At 61.2% G+C, this 16,270-nt stretch carries 17 protein-coding genes; 10 read left to right on the top strand and 7 right to left on the bottom strand.

The annotated features are described in order from the left end of the window. Window positions 1-29: 29 nt before the first annotated feature. Complete coding sequence (locus tag GJ698_RS17200) at window positions 30-1,019, bottom strand: malate dehydrogenase (protein ID WP_154359085.1); 990 nt, start codon at window positions 1,017-1,019, stop codon at window positions 30-32. 237 nt (window positions 1,020-1,256) lie between these two features. On the opposite strand from GJ698_RS17200, the gene GJ698_RS17195 reads away from it, so the two are divergent. From GJ698_RS17195 to GJ698_RS17160, 8 genes are all read left to right on the top strand, one after another. Further along, window positions 1,257-2,054: a GntR family transcriptional regulator gene (locus GJ698_RS17195; protein WP_154359084.1), complete on the top strand. Its 798-nt coding sequence runs from the start codon at window positions 1,257-1,259 to the stop codon at window positions 2,052-2,054. A gap of 194 nt (window positions 2,055-2,248) precedes the next feature. Beyond that, a complete protein-coding gene (gene sdhC / locus GJ698_RS17190) occupies window positions 2,249-2,671 on the top strand; it encodes a succinate dehydrogenase, cytochrome b556 subunit (RefSeq protein WP_154359083.1) in 423 nt (140 codons plus the stop codon). Window position 2,672: 1 nt separating this feature from the next. After that, window positions 2,673-3,041, top strand: a complete 369-nt coding sequence (gene sdhD / locus GJ698_RS17185; RefSeq protein WP_154359082.1) for a succinate dehydrogenase, hydrophobic membrane anchor protein — start codon at window positions 2,673-2,675, stop codon at window positions 3,039-3,041. 2 nt (window positions 3,042-3,043) lie between these two features. After that, window positions 3,044-4,822, top strand: a complete 1,779-nt coding sequence (gene sdhA / locus GJ698_RS17180) for a succinate dehydrogenase flavoprotein subunit (protein ID WP_371865357.1) — start codon at window positions 3,044-3,046, stop codon at window positions 4,820-4,822. A gap of 11 nt (window positions 4,823-4,833) precedes the next feature. After that, complete coding sequence (locus tag GJ698_RS17175; protein WP_154359081.1) at window positions 4,834-5,544, top strand: succinate dehydrogenase iron-sulfur subunit; 711 nt, start codon at window positions 4,834-4,836, stop codon at window positions 5,542-5,544. A 56-nt stretch (window positions 5,545-5,600) separates the two neighbouring features. Further along, window positions 5,601-5,882, top strand: a complete 282-nt coding sequence (locus GJ698_RS17170) for an FAD assembly factor SdhE (protein ID WP_154359080.1) — start codon at window positions 5,601-5,603, stop codon at window positions 5,880-5,882. Between the two features lie 51 nt (window positions 5,883-5,933). Then, window positions 5,934-7,235, top strand: a complete 1,302-nt coding sequence (gene gltA, locus GJ698_RS17165) for a citrate synthase (protein ID WP_154359079.1) — start codon at window positions 5,934-5,936, stop codon at window positions 7,233-7,235. Between the two features lie 121 nt (window positions 7,236-7,356). Continuing rightward, window positions 7,357-7,683 (top strand): polysaccharide deacetylase family protein, encoded by a 327-nt coding sequence (locus GJ698_RS17160; protein ID WP_154359078.1) that lies wholly within the window; start codon window positions 7,357-7,359, stop codon window positions 7,681-7,683. Between the two features lie 491 nt (window positions 7,684-8,174). Here GJ698_RS17160 and GJ698_RS17155 read toward each other — a convergent pair whose 3' ends face one another. The 6 genes from GJ698_RS17155 to GJ698_RS17130 form a co-directional block, all read right to left on the bottom strand. Beyond that, the gene (locus tag GJ698_RS17155) at window positions 8,175-8,687 is read right to left on the bottom strand and encodes a hypothetical protein (RefSeq protein ID WP_154359077.1); all 513 of its coding nucleotides are present in this window, start codon (window positions 8,685-8,687) and stop codon (window positions 8,175-8,177) included. Window positions 8,688-8,707: 20 nt separating this feature from the next. Then, window positions 8,708-9,043: a PilZ domain-containing protein gene (locus GJ698_RS17150; RefSeq protein ID WP_154359076.1), complete on the bottom strand. Its 336-nt coding sequence runs from the start codon at window positions 9,041-9,043 to the stop codon at window positions 8,708-8,710. 33 nt (window positions 9,044-9,076) lie between these two features. Continuing rightward, window positions 9,077-9,487, bottom strand: a complete 411-nt coding sequence (locus tag GJ698_RS17145; RefSeq protein WP_154359075.1) for a hypothetical protein — start codon at window positions 9,485-9,487, stop codon at window positions 9,077-9,079. A gap of 45 nt (window positions 9,488-9,532) precedes the next feature. Beyond that, the gene (locus GJ698_RS17140) at window positions 9,533-9,913 is read right to left on the bottom strand and encodes a BlaI/MecI/CopY family transcriptional regulator (protein ID WP_154359074.1); all 381 of its coding nucleotides are present in this window, start codon (window positions 9,911-9,913) and stop codon (window positions 9,533-9,535) included. Between the two features lie 18 nt (window positions 9,914-9,931). Beyond that, window positions 9,932-11,218: a leucine-rich repeat-containing protein kinase family protein gene (locus tag GJ698_RS17135; RefSeq protein WP_154359073.1), complete on the bottom strand. Its 1,287-nt coding sequence runs from the start codon at window positions 11,216-11,218 to the stop codon at window positions 9,932-9,934. A 74-nt stretch (window positions 11,219-11,292) separates the two neighbouring features. Next, a complete protein-coding gene (locus tag GJ698_RS17130) occupies window positions 11,293-12,129 on the bottom strand; it encodes an MBL fold metallo-hydrolase (RefSeq protein WP_154359072.1) in 837 nt (278 codons plus the stop codon). Between the two features lie 101 nt (window positions 12,130-12,230). Here GJ698_RS17130 and GJ698_RS17125 point away from each other — a divergent pair, with 101 nt between their 5' ends. Both GJ698_RS17125 and GJ698_RS17120 read left to right on the top strand, forming a co-directional pair. Continuing rightward, complete coding sequence (locus GJ698_RS17125) at window positions 12,231-13,136, top strand: LysR family transcriptional regulator (RefSeq protein WP_154359071.1); 906 nt, start codon at window positions 12,231-12,233, stop codon at window positions 13,134-13,136. 214 nt (window positions 13,137-13,350) lie between these two features. Then, complete coding sequence (locus GJ698_RS17120; RefSeq protein ID WP_154359070.1) at window positions 13,351-16,206, top strand: 2-oxoglutarate dehydrogenase E1 component; 2,856 nt, start codon at window positions 13,351-13,353, stop codon at window positions 16,204-16,206. Window positions 16,207-16,270 lie beyond the last annotated feature (64 nt).

Here is a 16,270-nt window from a genome sequence, read left to right as displayed (position 1 = left end):
TTAACCGGTTCCACGTGCGGCAGCGAAGATTACGGCAGCAGGTGCTTGACGCCTTCGCGCTCTTCGGTCAGTTCTTTCAGGGTCAGGTTGATGCGCTCTTGCGAGAAGGCGTCGATTTCCAGGCCTTGAACGATTTTGTATTCGCCGTTTTCGGTGGTGACCGGGAAGCCGAACATGATGCCTTCCGGGATGCCGTACGAACCGTCCGATGGTACGCCCATGGTGGTCCACTTGCCGGCGGTGCCCAGGTGCCAGTCGTGCACGTGGTCGATGGCGGCGTTGGCGGCCGAGGCAGCCGACGACAGGCCGCGCGCTTCGATGATGGCGGCGCCGCGTTTGCCCACGGTTGGCAGGAACACGTTGGCGTTCCATTCCTGGTCGTTGATCAGGTCCTTGACGTTTTTGCCGTTGACGGTAGCGAAGCGGTAGTCGGCGTACATGGTCGGCGAGTGGTTGCCCCACACGGTCAGCTTCTCGATGTCTTTCACGGCGGTGCCGGTTTTGGCAGCCACTTGCGACAGCGCGCGGTTGTGGTCCAGGCGCAGCATGGCGGTGAAGTTCTTCGCCGGCAGCGATGGCGCCGATTTCATGGCGATGTAGGCGTTGGTGTTGGCTGGGTTGCCGACCACCAGTACTTTGACGTTGCGCGAAGCGACGGCGTCCAGGGCCTTGCCTTGGGCGGTGAAGATCTGGGCATTGGCTTCCAGCAGGTCTTTACGCTCCATGCCTGGGCCGCGTGGACGGGCGCCCACCAGCACGGCGTAGTCGACATCCTTGAACGCGGTCAGCGGATCGGAGTGGGCGGTCATCTCGGCCAGCAGCGGGAACGCGCAGTCGTCGATTTCCATCATGACGCCCTTCAGGGCCTTTTGCGCTTTTTCGTCGGCGATTTCCAGCAGTTGCAGAATGACTGGTTGATCTTTGCCGAGCATGTCGCCGTTGGCGATGCGGAACAGCAGAGCGTAACCGATTTGGCCGGCAGCGCCGGTAACAGCAACACGCAGTGGGGTTTTAGCCATGATGAATCTCCAAAGTGGGAAGTGAATCGTTCTTGAAGCTGGACCGGCGGCCGGTCCGGGAAAACGTAATCATACTGCAAAATTCAACGCTTATAATCATGTATCGGTAAGCGTTGGCTCGGGAGTGTAGGCGCGTCGCCACTATCTGTCAATCCTATCTTATGTCTTATATAAGACAGATAAGTTATTGATGGTTTTTCTGGACGGCACTGGTCTTTTGTGGTGAAATCTTGGCCTATGAGTTCCGTGCCGCCAAATTCGAATAACAATCCCGCTGCCGCCTCCGCCGGCAGCGCGGCCGGTGCGTCGACAAATTCGTCTCCCACCTTCTCCCCGCTGTACCAGCAAATCAAGGCCCTGATCACCAAAAGCCTGCAGTCCGGCGAATGGAAGCCGGGCGAAATGATCCCCAGCGAAGTCGAACTGGCCAACCGCTTCAAGGTCAGCCAGGGCACCGTGCGCAAGGCGATCGACGAGCTGGCGGCCGAAAACCTGGTGATGCGCAAGCAGGGCAAGGGCACTTTCGTGTCGACCCACCATGAAGAACGCGCCCAGTTCCGCTTCCTGCGCCTGATGCCCGACGAGGGCGTGCCGCATCCGGGCGTCAGCCAGTTCATCGAAGTCAAGCGCATGCGCGCGCCGGCCGACGTGGCGCGCCTGCTCGACCTGAAGTCCGGCGACGCCGTCATCTTCATCAAGCGGGTCCAGCATTTCGATGGCGTGCCCACCATTGTGGAGGAGATGTGGCTGCCGGGGATAGCCTTCAAAGGTCTGACCGCCGAGCGGCTGGAAGAATACAAGGGGCCGATGTACGGCCTGTTCGAATCCGAATTCGGCACGCGCATGATCCGTGCCACCGAAAAAATCCGCGCCGTCTGCGCCGCCGAGAGCGACGCCGCGCTGCTGAACATCGCCGTCAACACGCCGCTGCTGGCGTCGGAGCGGGTCTCGTTTACCTATGGCGACAAGCCGGTCGAGCTGCGCCGCGGCCTGTACCTGACCGAGCGCCATCACTACCACAACGAGTTGAATTGAAGGAGACAGGGCGCGCGTCATACGCCCGTAGCATTGTTGCGCTGATAATACGTTGAGCTACAGAAAGTAGCCGCCAGCTGGTGTTGCCGACCACTATTTTTATTCTATGTAACAATAGATATTGGTTGTTAGAGTGGAATCGGCGAAAATCGCAGTCTCACCAAATTTTTGTTTTAGCCTGAGGAGGTCTTGTTATGTCAGAAGCCGTAAGGGAAGCCCCTAAAAAAGAACGGCCGAAGTTCACCAACATTCATGTTACTGAACTGTCCAACTACCGCATGCCACTGGCTGCCATCGTGTCCATCCTGCACCGCATCTCCGGTGTCCTGATGTTCGTGCTGCTGCCGTTCGTGCTGTATCTCTTGCAGAATAGTCTGCGTTCCGAGATCTCTTTCGCGTATTACGAAGGTTTCGTGACCTACCCGCTGGTCAAGCTGATCATCCTGGCCCTGGTCTGGGGTTTCTTCCACCACTTCTGCGCCGGCGTACGCCACCTGGTGATGGACCTGCACATCGGCCTGGACAAGGATTCGGCGCGCAAGTCGTCCGCCACCGTGCTGGTCATCAGCCTGGTCCTGACCGCGCTGGTCGCACTGAAACTGTTTGGAGTATTCTGAGATGGCCACTAACAACAATATCGGTCCTAAACGCCGCGTCGTAGGCGCCCACTACGGCATGCGCGACTGGCTGGCGCAACGCGTCACCGCCGTGCTGATGGTGCTGTACACCGCGACCCTGCTGATCGCCTTCCTCACCGGTCAGAACTTCACCTATGAAGGCTGGGCCGGCCTGTTCGCCCAGCAGTGGTTCAAACTGGTCAGCGCCGTGACGCTGATCGGCCTGTTCTACCACGCCTGGGTTGGCATGCGTGACGTCTGGATGGACTACGTGAAACCCGTTGGCCTCCGCCTCACCCTGCAAATGGCCACCGTCGCCTGGCTGATCGGCTGCGCCGTGTGGTCGATTCAAATTATCTGGAGTGTGTAATCGTGGCAGCTATTAAATCTGGAATTCCAACCCGCCGCTTTGACGCGGTCATCGTCGGCGCCGGCGGCTCCGGCATGCGCGCATCGCTGCAACTGGCCGAAGCCGGCCTGAACGTCGCGGTGCTCTCCAAAGTCTTCCCGACCCGCTCGCACACCGTGGCGGCGCAGGGCGGCATCGGCGCCTCGCTGGGCAATATGGCCGAAGACAACTGGTTCTGGCACATGTTCGACACCGTCAAGGGCGGCGACTACCTGGGCGACCAGGATGCGATCGAATTCATGTGCCGCGAAGCACCGAAGGTCGTCTACGAGCTGGAACACTTCGGCATGCCGTTCGACCGCAACCCGGACGGCACCATCTACCAGCGTCCGTTCGGCGGCCACACCGCCAACTTCGGTGAAAAAGCCGTGCAGCGCGCCTGCGCCGCGGCGGACCGTACCGGCCACGCCCTGCTGCACACGCTGTACCAGCGCAACGTTCGCGCCCGCACCCACTTCTTCGTCGAATGGATGGCGCTGGACCTGATCCGCGACGCCGAAGGCGACGTGGTCGGCGTGGTCGCGCTGGAAATGGAAACCGGCGAAACCATGATCCTGGAAGCCAAGACCACCATCTTCGCCACCGGCGGCGCCGGCCGTATCTTCGCCGCGTCCACCAACGCCTTCATCAACACCGGCGACGGCATGGGCATGGCGGCACGCGCCGGCCTGCCGCTGCAGGACATGGAGTTCTGGCAGTTCCACCCGACCGGCGTGGCCGGCGCCGGCGTCCTGATTACCGAGGGCGTGCGCGGCGAGGGCGGTATCCTGATCAACTCCGAAGGCGAACGCTTCATGGAGCGCTATGCGCCGACGCTGAAGGATCTGGCGCCGCGCGACTTCGTGTCGCGTTCGATGGACCAGGAGATCAAGGAAGGCCGCGGCTGCGGTCCGAACAAGGACCACGTGATGCTGGACCTGCGCCACATCGGCAAGGACACCATCGAGAAGCGCCTGCCGTCGATTCTGGAAATCGGCCACAAGTTCGCCAACGTCGACGCCACCAAGGAACCAATCCCGGTCGTGCCGACGATTCACTACCAGATGGGCGGTATTCCGACCAACATCCACGGCCAGGTCGTCACCCCGGGCGCCGACGGTTCGCAGAAGATCGTCAACGGCCTGTACGCGATCGGCGAATGCGCCTGCGTGTCGGTGCACGGCGCCAACCGCCTGGGCACCAACTCGCTGCTGGACCTGGTGGTGTTCGGCCGCGCGGCCGGCAACCACGTGGTGGCGTCGAACCTGAAGCAGAAGGAAAACAAACCGCTGCCGAAGGATGCCGCTGACTTCGCGCTGAACCGCCTGAACAAGCTGGAAACCTCGACCGGCACCGAAAAAGTGCAGGGCGTCGCCAACGACATCCGCGCCACGATGCAGAAATACTGCGGCGTGTTCCGTACCGACGAGATGCTGAACAAGGGCGTCGAAGAGATCATGAAGCTGGACGAGCGCCGCAAGCACGTCTCGTTCAAGGACAAGTCGAAAGTGTTCAACACCGCCCGCGTCGAAGCGCTGGAACTGGACAACCTGATCGAAACCGCGAAAGCCACCATCACCTCGGCGGCGGCCCGCAAGGAATCGCGCGGCGCCCACGCCCACGACGATTACCCGCACCGCGACGACGACAACTGGATGAAGCACACGCTGTGGTTCTCGGAAGGCAACCGCCTGGATTACAAGGCAGTCGTGACCAAGCCGCTGACGGTTGATACCTTCAAACCGAAACCACGTACTTTCTAAGGCTATATAACATGGCACGCACTCTTAAACTGAAAATTTACCGTTACGATCCGGACCAGGACGCCAAACCGTACATGCAGGACGTCACTGTCGAGTTGAAAGACACCGACAAGATGCTGCTGGACGCGCTGCAGCGCATCAAGTCGGACGTGGATGACTCGCTGGCCCTGCGCCGCTCGTGCCGCGAAGGCGTGTGCGGTTCCGACGCGATGAACATCAACGGCAAGAACGGCCTGGCCTGCACCACCAACCTGAACGAGCTGACCGAGCCTATCGTGCTGCGTCCGCTGCCAGGCCTGCCGGTGATCCGCGACCTGATCGTCGACATGACCCAGTTCTTCAAGCAGTACGACTCGGTCAAGCCTTACCTGATCAACGATTCGATCCGTCCTGAAAAGGAACGCCTGCAGTCGCCGGCGGAACGCGAAGAGCTCGACGGCCTGTACGAGTGCATCCTGTGCGCGTGCTGCTCGACCTCGTGCCCGTCGTTCTGGTGGAATCCGGACAAGTTCGTCGGTCCTGCCGGCCTGCTGCAAGCCTACCGCTTCATCGCCGACTCGCGCGACGAAGCCACCGGCGCGCGTCTGGACAACCTGGAAGACCCGTACCGCCTGTTCCGTTGCCACTCGATCATGAACTGCGTCGATGTCTGCCCTAAGGGTCTGAACCCGAACAAGGCGATCGGCAAAATCAAAGAGCTGATGGTACGCCGCGCAATTTAACGCGCACACGGGCGGCGACAACAGCGCCGCCCGTTTTTGTGTAAAGTAGCAAAACTATGATTGAAACGAATCATTCCGCGCATCAGTCCGACCCAGCCAACCGTGCCCGCCTGCGCTGGCGCTCGCGCCGGGGTCTGCTGGAAAACGACATCATCCTCACCCGTTTTCTGGATGCGCATGAAACCGAATTGACCGACGAGGAAGTGGACGCATTCACGCGGCTCCTCGACTTGTCGGACAATGCCCTGATGGATCTGGTACTGGCCCGTAAAGAGCCGGAAGGCGAGACCGACCTGCCGCACGTGCATGCGTTGTTGCAGCGATTGCGCCTGGCGTAGTACACACCCAGTTTCTTTTATTTGCATCATCTCTCCAAGAAGGAAGAGTCCATGAATATCTCTGATAACAAAGCCACTCTCTCGTTCTCCGATGGCAGCCCATCGGTCGAATTCCCGATCTACAAAGGCACCGTCGGTCCAGACGTGGTCGACATCCGTAAACTGTACGGCGCGACCGGCAAGTTCACCTACGACCCGGGCTTCATGTCGACCGCATCGTGCAATTCGTCGATCACCTACATCGACGGCGACAAGGGCGAGCTGCAGTACCGCGGCTACCCGATCGAACAGCTGGCCGTCAACGCCGACTTCATGGAATCGTGCTACCTGCTGCTGAACGGCGAACTGCCGAACGCGCAACAGAAAAAAGAATTCGTCGAGACCGTCGGCAAGCACACCATGGTGCACGAGCAGATGCAATTCTTCTTCCGCGGTTTCCGTCGCGACGCGCACCCGATGTCGGTGCTGGTCGGCACCGTCGGCGCGCTGGCCTCGTTCTACCACGATTCGCTGGACATCAATGACGCTGAACAGCGCGAGATCTCCGCGATCCGCCTGATCGCCAAGATGCCAACCCTGGTGGCGATGGCCTACAAGTACTCGATCGGCCAGCCGTTCATGTACCCACGCAACGACCTGTCGTACTCGGCCAACTTCATGCGCATGATGTTCGGCAATCCATGCGAAGAGTACAAAGTCAACGACGTGCTGGTGCGCGCACTGGACCGCATCCTGCTGCTGCACGCGGACCACGAGCAAAATGCATCGACCTCGACCGTGCGTCTGGCCGGTTCGTCGGGCGCGAATCCGTTCGCCTGTATCGCTGCCGGTATCGCCTGCCTGTGGGGCCCTGCCCACGGCGGCGCCAACGAAGCGGCCCTGAACATGCTGAAGGAAATCGGCACTGTCGAGAACATTCCTGCCTTCATCGCCCAGGTGAAAGACAAGAACTCCGGCGTCAAGCTGATGGGCTTCGGTCACCGCGTCTACAAAAACTTCGACCCACGTGCGAAGCTGATGCGCGAAACCTGCTACGAAGTGCTGAACGAGCTGGGTCTGCAAGACGACCCGCTGTTCAAGCTGGCGATGGAACTGGAAAAGATTGCACTGAACGACGAATACTTCGTCTCGCGCAAGCTGTACCCGAACGTCGACTTCTACTCGGGCATCGTGCAATCGGCGCTGGGCATTCCAGTGTCGCTGTTCACCGGCATCTTTGCGATGGCGCGTACCATCGGCTGGATCGCCCAGTGGAACGAAATGATCGCCGATCCGGAGCAAAAAATCGGCCGTCCACGCCAACTGTTCGTCGGCGCCACCGTGCGCGACGTGCCACCGCTGGACAAGCGTTAATCGACGCTTAGGCGCAGCAAATAAAAAACGGGCTTCGGCCCGTTTTTTTTCGTCCATTGCCGGAACTTGCTGCCGGACCGGCAGTCCAAGCCTTATCCATAACCGTTATGGAGAGCAAGTGATGGACATTTCGCATATGGAGCCGAGGCTCTTGCGCTGTGGCCTGACGCCAGCGCAGATCAAAGAACTGTCAGACGCCGCAGCCAAGCTTCCGCTGGGCATGGAAGACGGCACACTATTCAGCATCCCCCGACTTCCAGGCCTCACGCTGGACGAATCCGAACTGCTGGTTGCCCGTCTTGTTGAGCGGCTGGCGTTGGAGCTAGGTCAGCCAGTTGAAGATCCCGGTCTGTATGACGACTTGGGATGTCCGACATTGGAGCAATTGGTAAAGAAGGCTCAACAACATGAGCAGCCGAACCGGGTGAGGATGCATGAGCGTGTTTGACGATGGACATTCTGTCTTTCCTGATCCGCAGACTTCTCGCGTCGGCAGGCGCGTTGAGCTCATTCGCTGGCCGGGTGAGCAACTTAGTATCGCATTTAATCCTGCTGGAGGAGCGCCGAAGGTCAGAACGTCTACGCAATGAAAGTACGGAAATACAGAATATCCACGCGTATGAAAAGCTGCTGGCACAGCATGCGCGGCTGATGCTCAATCTTGGGCACGACCCGACGGAGGTGCGTGCCGTGGTTTCTGCACTAATGCTCCGGCGCATCCGCGCCTACCTGGAACTACACGCGATACCTGAAGCAAACAAGGAGTCTGCTGAATCATCTTCAACCTCTGCCATGGTGCACTGTCGTCTTTATTTGGGAACTCGACCAAGCTCATTATTGCTAGCGTCCAGGTATGTTGAAGCTATCTCGGGAATCACATGCGGCATCTCAATTGGGACCATGTCGAAAGCGGCAATGCTGTCAACGCGACGAAAAATATCAGAGGAGCGAAAGCTGCCATCGGAAAGTCGCCGCACACGCGCCGAAGAACAATAGACACAGCAGGCCAGTAATCCACTCATCCAGGAAGAAAGCCATGGCGCCGCCAGCGCACACGAACAGGCAAGAAATGACCAGGAGTACCCTGAGTACCGGACGGCCAACAGAGCGGGAAATTGCTGCCATCGCCGTGCGCCGTTGCTCTGGAGTCGGACGGGGCGGCTTTTCCGTCGTTGGCAGGCCTAACGAAAACAACCAGAATAAAACGTAATTAAGCAGCATGAAGGTCACACAGAAGATGACCAGATCCTGCATGGTGTCAGCAATCAAAGGGAGGAACCAGAGCCCGCCGAGGGCCGCGCCGTAGAGCGCGAGTTGAATCCAGGCGCGAGCAGCACGCTGCTGTGCCGACAGCAAATAGCACGGGCCACGAGCGCCCCATGGTCGAAAGACGTACCGCCCGTCCGGCAGTTGGGGTGAAAAGGTGAGTGCGACAAATTCCAGGATCTTCATAGGTGCGCGGCAGTGACTTGCTAGCCTTGGCTTTCCTGCAGAAGCTGATGGAAGACGGCGCGGCTGTCGTCGTCGATGCGGAGGAATTGGACGCCGGTCTTGAAGCCGAGTTCGGCGTCGGGATCACTGTAGACCACCTGGCCCATGGCCAGCACCTTGTGGTCGGTGTCGCCCAGCTGCACCTTGAAGGATACCGCGCAGTATTGCGCCAGCCGGATCTGGCTCTCCGTCTGCAGGCTGATGCCGCCGTGCGACAGGTCCAGCGTATGGACTTCATGGCGCGTTTCGTCGGTCATCGTCAATGTGGCGGGATGGCTGACGGTCTGGCGGCGGTTGGTGCGGGCTTTGTGCGTCATGGCGCTACATGAAGTTGGCTTGGAAAAAGATTATCACATTCTCCGGTTGCGGTGGTCCGGTCTTAGCACCAGCGCCCACCAGGCCAGCACGCCCAAGGTCAGTTGCGGCAGGTTGTACAGGAACTTGTCCAGCGTGACGTCGCGCCGCTGCGGCCATGCGCTATTGGCGGTTTCAGCGATGATATTGGTGTGATAAAAGCACGCCGCCAGCAAAAACAGCGCGGCGACGCCCCAGATCGCTGGCAGGCTGGTGATGCGATGGCGCAACAGCGCGGCGATCGGGTACACCAGCACACAGCAGAACACGTAGGCAAACAGATTGGCCGGCAGGTCGCCGAGGCTGAAGTGCGGCAGCAGGACAGGCACGGCGCAGATCGCGACCGCCAGCATAACGGCCAGGACGGGATGGGCTTGTTCAGGCCAGGAGTTGAAGCGGTTGTTCATGATGTGGCGCGCAGTGGAAAGAGCGCCATTGTAACGGCCGCCGGATTACTTTTCCTGATCCAGCAAGGCCTGGATTTCTTCGCGTTCTTTTTTGCTGACGTGGCCGCCGCGCAGAGCGGCCAGGACCAGGGCTTTGCCGGAACCGGCGAAGGCTTTCTGGATCAGGTCTTTCAGCAGGTTGGTCTGGACCGAGTCCTGTTCCTGCACCGGCGAGTAGACGTGGGCGCGCTGACTTTCGTCGCGGTTCAGCAGGCCCTTGGTGTGCATGATTTGCAGTACGCGCAGCACGGTGGCGTAGTTGGCGTCGGGACGCGTTTCCAGTGCCGCTTCGTGCACTTGCCGCGCCGTGGCGGGGCCGAGCGCGAACAGCAGGCGCAGCATCTCCAGTTCGGCGGCGGTCGGTTTGGGCAGGTTCGGGGTACTCATGGATGTAGAATAAAATATCTAGAATGGATTGTCTAGCTGTTCTTTGATCGCGGCGAAGCGCGGGCCGCCTTGCTGGCAGGCGGCTTGCAATTGACGCAATGCCGGCGGCGCGTTGTCGCAGCGGTCCAGCAGTTCTTCCAGCAGGTTGCCGAAGGCGCGCACTTCCAGCGTTTGCAGCGCGACGGCTTGCGGGCCGGCCGGATCGTAGAACGAGGCGGCGCCGAAGTCGCCCAGCAGGGTGTGGCCGTGATCGTCGTGCAGGATGTTGTGGCCGTAGAGGTCGCCATGCATGATGCCGTGGCCGTGCAGCTGCGCGGCGGCCGAGGCGATGCCGCGCGCGATCGACAGCGCGGTCGGCAGGTCGAAGCGTTTGCTGGCGTCGTAGATGTCGCGGGTGCAGCTGTTCAGGCTGGGTGGGCCGGCCAGGTTGTGGAATTCGGGCGGAATCAGCGACATGACCAGGCCGTGAGCGTCCTCGGGATGGTCTTCGACGTGGCCGAGCACCGGAATCAGGTTCGGATGCGCGCCGGCGCCGAGGCAGGCCGCCATTTCGCTCAGCGGCGAGCCGTCGCTGGTCATGGCGCCTTTAAACAGTTTGACGGCGACCGGCGTCGCTGCGTCATCGTGCTGCCAGTCGGCGCGGTAGATGACGCCGGAGGCGCCTTCCCCGAGCTTGTCGCGCAGCGCCAGAACCGGCCAGCTTATCGCGGTGGATGGCGTGTGGGCCAGCGCGTCTTCGCGCTGCTCGCTGAATGGATTGCCGGCGTAGGCCAGCCAGGTCAGGCGCGGCAGCGACGGCAGCCAGTCCGGCAGCGCGCCCAGCTGGTTGCTGGCGATGCGCAGCAGTTCCAGCTTGTGCAGCTGCGCCATGGAGGCGGGTAGGGCGCGCAGGCGGTTCCCGGCCAGCATCAGCTTTTGCAGTTGCGGACGCCCGCCCAGCGCGGCCGGCAGTTCTTCGATCTCGTTATCGGTCAGTACCAGCCAGCGCAGCGCAGCAGGCAGCGAAGCGGCCGGCACGTGACGGATGCGGTTGGCCTTGAAGCCAACCATGGTCAGCGCCGGGCATGCGCCCAGCGCCGCCGGCAGTTCGGTGAACTGATTGTCCGAGCAGAAGATGATGCGCAGCTTGTGCAGCCGGTACAGATCATCCGGCAGCGACGACAGCGCATTGCCGGTAAGGTCGAGGATTTCCAGGCTGTCGGCCAGCGTATAGATTTCACGCGGGAATTCGGTAAGGCCGCAGCGGAAGGTCAGGCGCTGAGCGCCGGCCAGCGCGCCGCTGCGCAACTGCTCCAGGGTATGCATGGGATGTAGCGGTAGAGAACGACGGCGCAGTGTATCACTTCGCCGCCGCGGCCACGCTTACATTGCCACCTGTATCACCACTTCATTTCACCCTTGGCCACCATGGCGCTGATGTCCAGCGCGCTTTCCAGGCCGGCGTTTGGATAGAGCTCTTTCATTCGTGCGATCAGCGCGGCCGAGTTGGCGGCCTTGGCGGTTTCGGCTTCAAACTTGACCAGGTAGTCGCGGGTGTAGTTCACCGATTCCGGCGTCAGCGGCAGGCCCGGCGTGAAGTGTCCGGGAACCACGGTGGCCGGCTTCAGCGCCGCGATGCGGTCCAGCGTCGACAGCCATTGCTTGCGCGATGCCGGCGTCTGCGAGTCGGCGGTCCATACGTGCAGGCCGTTGAACACGGCCACGCCGCCCACCACCGCCTTGATTGATGGCACCCAGACGTAGTCCTTGTCGATGTCCAGCTTCTGGCCTTCCAGCGTGATGGTCTTGCCTTTCAGCGGCTGTGGCACGATGACTTCGTGCGGCGCGTTGTCCTTCAGGATCGGGCCCCAGTAGGCGATCTTGGCGGCTTTCTTGCGCTCGATGCCGGCGATCACCTGCGGCTGGGCGACGATCTTCGCGTCCGGGAAGGCGGCGTGGATCACGTCCAGGCCGAAGTAGTAGTCCGGGTCGTCGTGGCTGATGTAGACGGTGGTCAGGTGCTTGCCGCTGGCGCGGATGCGCTCGGCCAGCTTGAGCGCCTCGCCGCGCGAGAACTGGGCGTCGATCAGCACCGCGTCCTTGTCGCCGCTGACGATCACCGACGCCACCGGGAAGATGGCCGCTTCGCCGGGATTGAAGACATCCAGTTTGAGCGGCGCGGCCTGGGCGGCGAACGAGGCGGTCAGGGCGGCGGTCAACAAGGCTTGTTTGAACATGGTCACTCCAGATAAGTAAGAATGACGCCATCTTAAATTTCTCGATCCGATAGAAAAATACGGTAATCTGGCTTTGTTAATTGCATAAATCGGACGAATCAATGGATCGCATTACCGCCGCGCGGGTGTTTGTCAGCATTGCCGAACGCGGCAGCATGATCGCCGCCGCCGAAGCGCTGGACATGTCGCGCGCCATGGTCACCCGCTATCTGGCCGAGATGGAGGAGTGGGCCGGCGCCCGCCTGCTGCACCGGAGCACCCGGCGCCTGAGCCTGACCGACGCCGGCGACGTCACGCTGGCACGCTGCCGCCGAATGCTGGAGGTGGCCGACGACATGGCGGTGGCGCTTGGCGACGACGCCGACACGCCCAAGGGCCTGCTGCGCATCACCTGCTCGCAGGCGCTGGCGCAGGCCGAACTGCTGGACGCGGTCAGCGAATTCCTGCAGCGCTACCCGCGCACGGCGGTCGATCTGCAGATGAGCAACCGGACCGTCAACCTGATCGAGGAGCGCATCGACCTGGCGCTGCGCGTCACCAACACGCTGGAGCCGAACCTGATCGCGCGCCAGCTGGGCGTGTGCGACTCGGTGGTCTGCGCCGCGCCGGACTACCTGCAGCAGCACGGCACGCCGCGGCAGCCGCAGGACTTGGCCGGCCATAACTGCCTGACCTACACCTATTTCGGCAAAAGCCTGTGGCAATTCACGGATGCCCAGGGCGCGGCCCTGTCGGTGCCGGTCAGCGGCAATCTGTCGGCCAACGAGGACTTCATCCTGCTGAAGGCGGCCGAGCAGGGCGGCGGCATCGCGCTGCAACCGCTGTACAGCGCCGCGCCGCTGATCGCCGCCGGCAAGCTGATAGCGTTGCTTCCTGGATACACTCCCTTAAGTATGGGGATCTACGGGATTTATACCTCGCGCCAGCACCTGCCGCCGGCGCTGCGCGCCATGCTGGACATATTGCTAACCCGCTTCCAAAGCAAGCAGCGGCGCGGCTTAAGTTAAGATTAACGGCGAAAGATTTAGCCAGACTTTGTCGCACAAATCATTGTTGGGATACAATACCGGTGCTATGCTGAAGGACCTGTTTTAGGTAAGACCCGAACAAAAGCCCTTCCCCCACAACTTGATGTGCAATCCGCTAACCGGTCAGGCCGTGTCGCGGAAGGTTAGACTAACCCGCTAATTCCTCGCGAAACGCGAAGAAAGGTGAGCAAGAATGATGCAACAATATACGTCCAACTCCTACCTGTTTGGTGGGAACGCCCCGTACGTTGAAGAACTGTACGAAGCGTATCTGAACAACCCAGGCTCGGTGCCAGACAACTGGCGCGCCTACTTCGACGCCATGCAACATGTGCCGGCCGTCGATGGTTCCAACAAACCGGACGTCGCCCACGCCTCCGTGATCGCCTCCTTCGCCGAACGCGCGAAAGCCGGACCGATCCGCACCGTTACCGCCTCGGCCGACGCCGAAATGGGCCGCAAGCGCGTCGCCGTCACGCAGCTGATCGCCGCCTACCGCTATCTGGGTTCGCGCTGGGCCAATCTGGACCCGCTGCAACGCCAGGAGCGTCCAAGCATTCCCGAGCTGGAGCCTAGCTTCTACGGCTTCACCGATGCCGACATGGACACCGTGTTCAACGTCAGCAATACCTACTTTGGTCCAGAGACCGCGACCCTTCGCGACCTGATCAACTTCCTGCGCGACACCTACACCCGTTCGATCGGCGCAGAGTACATGTACATTTCCGATCCGGCCGAAAAACGCTGGCTGCAGGAGCGCCTGGAGTCGATCCGCTCGACCGCGAACTTCACCCCGGAAAAGAAAAAACACATCCTGGAGCGTCTGACCGCTGCCGAAGGCCTGGAGCGCTACCTCCACACCAAGTACGTCGGCCAGAAGCGCTTCTCGCTGGAAGGCGGCGAAACCTTCATCGCCTCGATCGACGAAATCATCCAGCGCGCCGGTGAAAAAGGCGTGCAGGAGATCGTTATCGGCATGGCCCACCGCGGCCGTCTGAACGTGCTGGTCAACACCCTGGGCAAGGCGCCCAAAGACCTGTTCGAAGAATTCGAAGGCAAGCACGGCGACGACCTGCCGGCTGGCGACGTCAAATACCACCAGGGCTTCTCGTCGGACATCTCGACCGTTGGCGGTCCGGTCCACCTGTCGCTGGCGTTCAACCCATCGCACCTGGAAATCGTCAACCCGGTGGTTGAAGGTTCGGTCAAGGCCCGTATGGATCGCCGCGGCGACCACGGCGGCAAGCAAGTGCTGCCTATCCTGGTGCACGGCGACGCGGCATTCGCCGGCCAGGGCGTTGTGATGGAAACCCTGAACCTGGCGCAGACCCGTGGCTACGGCACCGGCGGCACGGTGCACATCGTCATCAACAACCAGATCGGTTTCACCACCTCCGACCCACGCGACGCCCGTTCGACCATCTACTGCTCGGACGTCGTCAAGATGATCGAAGCACCGGTGCTGCACGTGAACGCCGACGATCCTGAAGCCACCGTGCTGGCATCGCAAATCGCGATGGACTACCGCACCGAGTTCGGCAAGGACATCGTGGTCGACATCATCTGCTTCCGCAAACTGGGCCACAACGAGCAGGACACCCCAGCACTGACCCAGCCGCTGATGTACAAGAAAATCGGCCAGCACCCAGGCACCCGCAAGCTGTACGCGGACAAGCTGGTGGCGCAGACCGTGATTCCAGCCGACGGCGGCGAACAGATGCAAACCGCTTACCGCGACGCCATGGACGCCGGCAAGCACACCGTCGATCCAGTCATCTCCAACTTCAAGAACAAGTACGCGGTCGACTGGCTGCCGTTCCTGAACAAGAAATGGACCGACGCCGCCGACACCGCCGTGCCGCTGACCGAACTGAAACGTCTGGCCGCGCGCATCACCACCGTGCCGGAAGGCTTCAAGGTGCACTCGCTGGTTGAAAAAGTGCTGGGCGACCGCGCCGCCATGGGCCGCGGCGAGATCAACCTGGACTGGGGCATGGGCGAACACCTGGGCTTCGCATCGCTGGTATCGTCGGGCTACGCCATCCGCCTGACCGGCCAGGATGCCGGCCGCGGCACCTTCACCCACCGTCACGCCGTGCTGCACGATCAGAACCGCGAGCGTTGGGATGCCGGCACCTACGTGCCGCTGCAAAACATCGCGGAAGGCCAGGCGCCATTCACCGTGATCGACTCGGTGCTGTCGGAAGAGGCGGTACTGGGCTTCGAATACGGCTACTCGACCGCCGAACCGAACACCCTGACCATCTGGGAAGCCCAGTTCGGCGACTTCGTCAACGGCGCCCAGGTTGTGATCGACCAATTCATCAGCTCCGGCGAAGTGAAGTGGGGCCGCGCCTCGGGCCTGGTGATGCTGCTGCCGCACGGCTACGAAGGCCAGGGGCCGGAGCACTCGTCGGCACGTCCGGAGCGTTTCCTGCAGCTGTGCGCAGACAACAACATGCAAGTGGTGCAGCCGACCACCGCGTCGCAGATCTTCCACGTGCTGCGTCGTCAGATGGTGCGTCAGTTCCGCAAGCCGCTGGTGGTCATGACGCCGAAATCGCTGCTGCGTAACAAGGACGCCGGTTCGCCGCTGTCGGAACTGGCCAAAGGCGCGTTCCAAACCGTGATCGGTGAAGTCGACGAGAAAATCGACGCCAAAAAAGTCAAACGCGTGATCGCCTGCTCGGGCAAGGTCTACTACGACCTGGTCAACGCGCGCAAAACCCGCGGCCAGACCGATACCGCCATCGTGCGTATCGAGCAGCTGTATCCGTTCCCGCACAAGGCTTTCGCTGCCGAACTGAAAAAGTTCCCGGCACTGGCCGAAGTGGTGTGGGCGCAGGACGAGCCGCAGAATCAGGGCCCATGGTTCCAGATTCAGCACAACATCTTCGAGAGCCTGGAAGCTGGCCAACGTCTGGCGTACGCCGGCCGTCCAGCCTCGGCATCGCCAGCCGTCGGTTACTACGACAAGCACTACGCTCAACAGAAAGAGCTGCTGGAAACCGCCTTCTCGAAGCTGAAGGGCTTCATCCTCACCAAGTAATCACACAATGAACGGAGCGCCGTCCTGCTACGCGGGGCGGCGCCGCAAAAACAAAATATACGGA

The organism is Duganella aquatilis, from assembly GCF_009674565.1.
Classification (GTDB): Bacteria; Pseudomonadota; Gammaproteobacteria; order Burkholderiales; family Burkholderiaceae_D; genus Rugamonas; species Rugamonas aquatilis.
Note: the sequence above shows the minus strand (reverse complement) of the source record. Positions and strands in the feature narration are given on the sequence as shown.

Bases quoted from the DNA above. Each gene is read 5' to 3' on its own strand.
- GJ698_RS17200 (WP_154359085.1), bottom strand. From the start codon at position 1,019: ATGGCTAAAACCCCACTGCGTGTTGCTGTTACCGGCGCTGCCGGCCAA.
- GJ698_RS17195 (WP_154359084.1), top strand. From the start codon at position 1,257: ATGAGTTCCGTGCCGCCAAATTCGAATAACAATCCCGCTGCCGCCTCC.
- sdhC (WP_154359083.1), top strand. From the start codon at position 2,249: ATGTCAGAAGCCGTAAGGGAAGCCCCTAAAAAAGAACGGCCGAAGTTC.
- sdhD (WP_154359082.1), top strand. From the start codon at position 2,673: ATGGCCACTAACAACAATATCGGTCCTAAACGCCGCGTCGTAGGCGCC.
- GJ698_RS17175 (WP_154359081.1), top strand. From the start codon at position 4,834: ATGGCACGCACTCTTAAACTGAAAATTTACCGTTACGATCCGGACCAG.
- GJ698_RS17170 (WP_154359080.1), top strand. From the start codon at position 5,601: ATGATTGAAACGAATCATTCCGCGCATCAGTCCGACCCAGCCAACCGT.
- gltA (WP_154359079.1), top strand. From the start codon at position 5,934: ATGAATATCTCTGATAACAAAGCCACTCTCTCGTTCTCCGATGGCAGC.
- GJ698_RS17160 (WP_154359078.1), top strand. From the start codon at position 7,357: ATGGACATTTCGCATATGGAGCCGAGGCTCTTGCGCTGTGGCCTGACG.
- GJ698_RS17155 (WP_154359077.1), bottom strand. From the start codon at position 8,687: ATGAAGATCCTGGAATTTGTCGCACTCACCTTTTCACCCCAACTGCCG.
- GJ698_RS17150 (WP_154359076.1), bottom strand. From the start codon at position 9,043: ATGACGCACAAAGCCCGCACCAACCGCCGCCAGACCGTCAGCCATCCC.
- GJ698_RS17145 (WP_154359075.1), bottom strand. From the start codon at position 9,487: ATGAACAACCGCTTCAACTCCTGGCCTGAACAAGCCCATCCCGTCCTG.
- GJ698_RS17140 (WP_154359074.1), bottom strand. From the start codon at position 9,913: ATGAGTACCCCGAACCTGCCCAAACCGACCGCCGCCGAACTGGAGATG.
- GJ698_RS17135 (WP_154359073.1), bottom strand. From the start codon at position 11,218: ATGCATACCCTGGAGCAGTTGCGCAGCGGCGCGCTGGCCGGCGCTCAG.
- GJ698_RS17130 (WP_154359072.1), bottom strand. From the start codon at position 12,129: ATGTTCAAACAAGCCTTGTTGACCGCCGCCCTGACCGCCTCGTTCGCC.
- GJ698_RS17125 (WP_154359071.1), top strand. From the start codon at position 12,231: ATGGATCGCATTACCGCCGCGCGGGTGTTTGTCAGCATTGCCGAACGC.
- GJ698_RS17120 (WP_154359070.1), top strand. From the start codon at position 13,351: ATGATGCAACAATATACGTCCAACTCCTACCTGTTTGGTGGGAACGCC.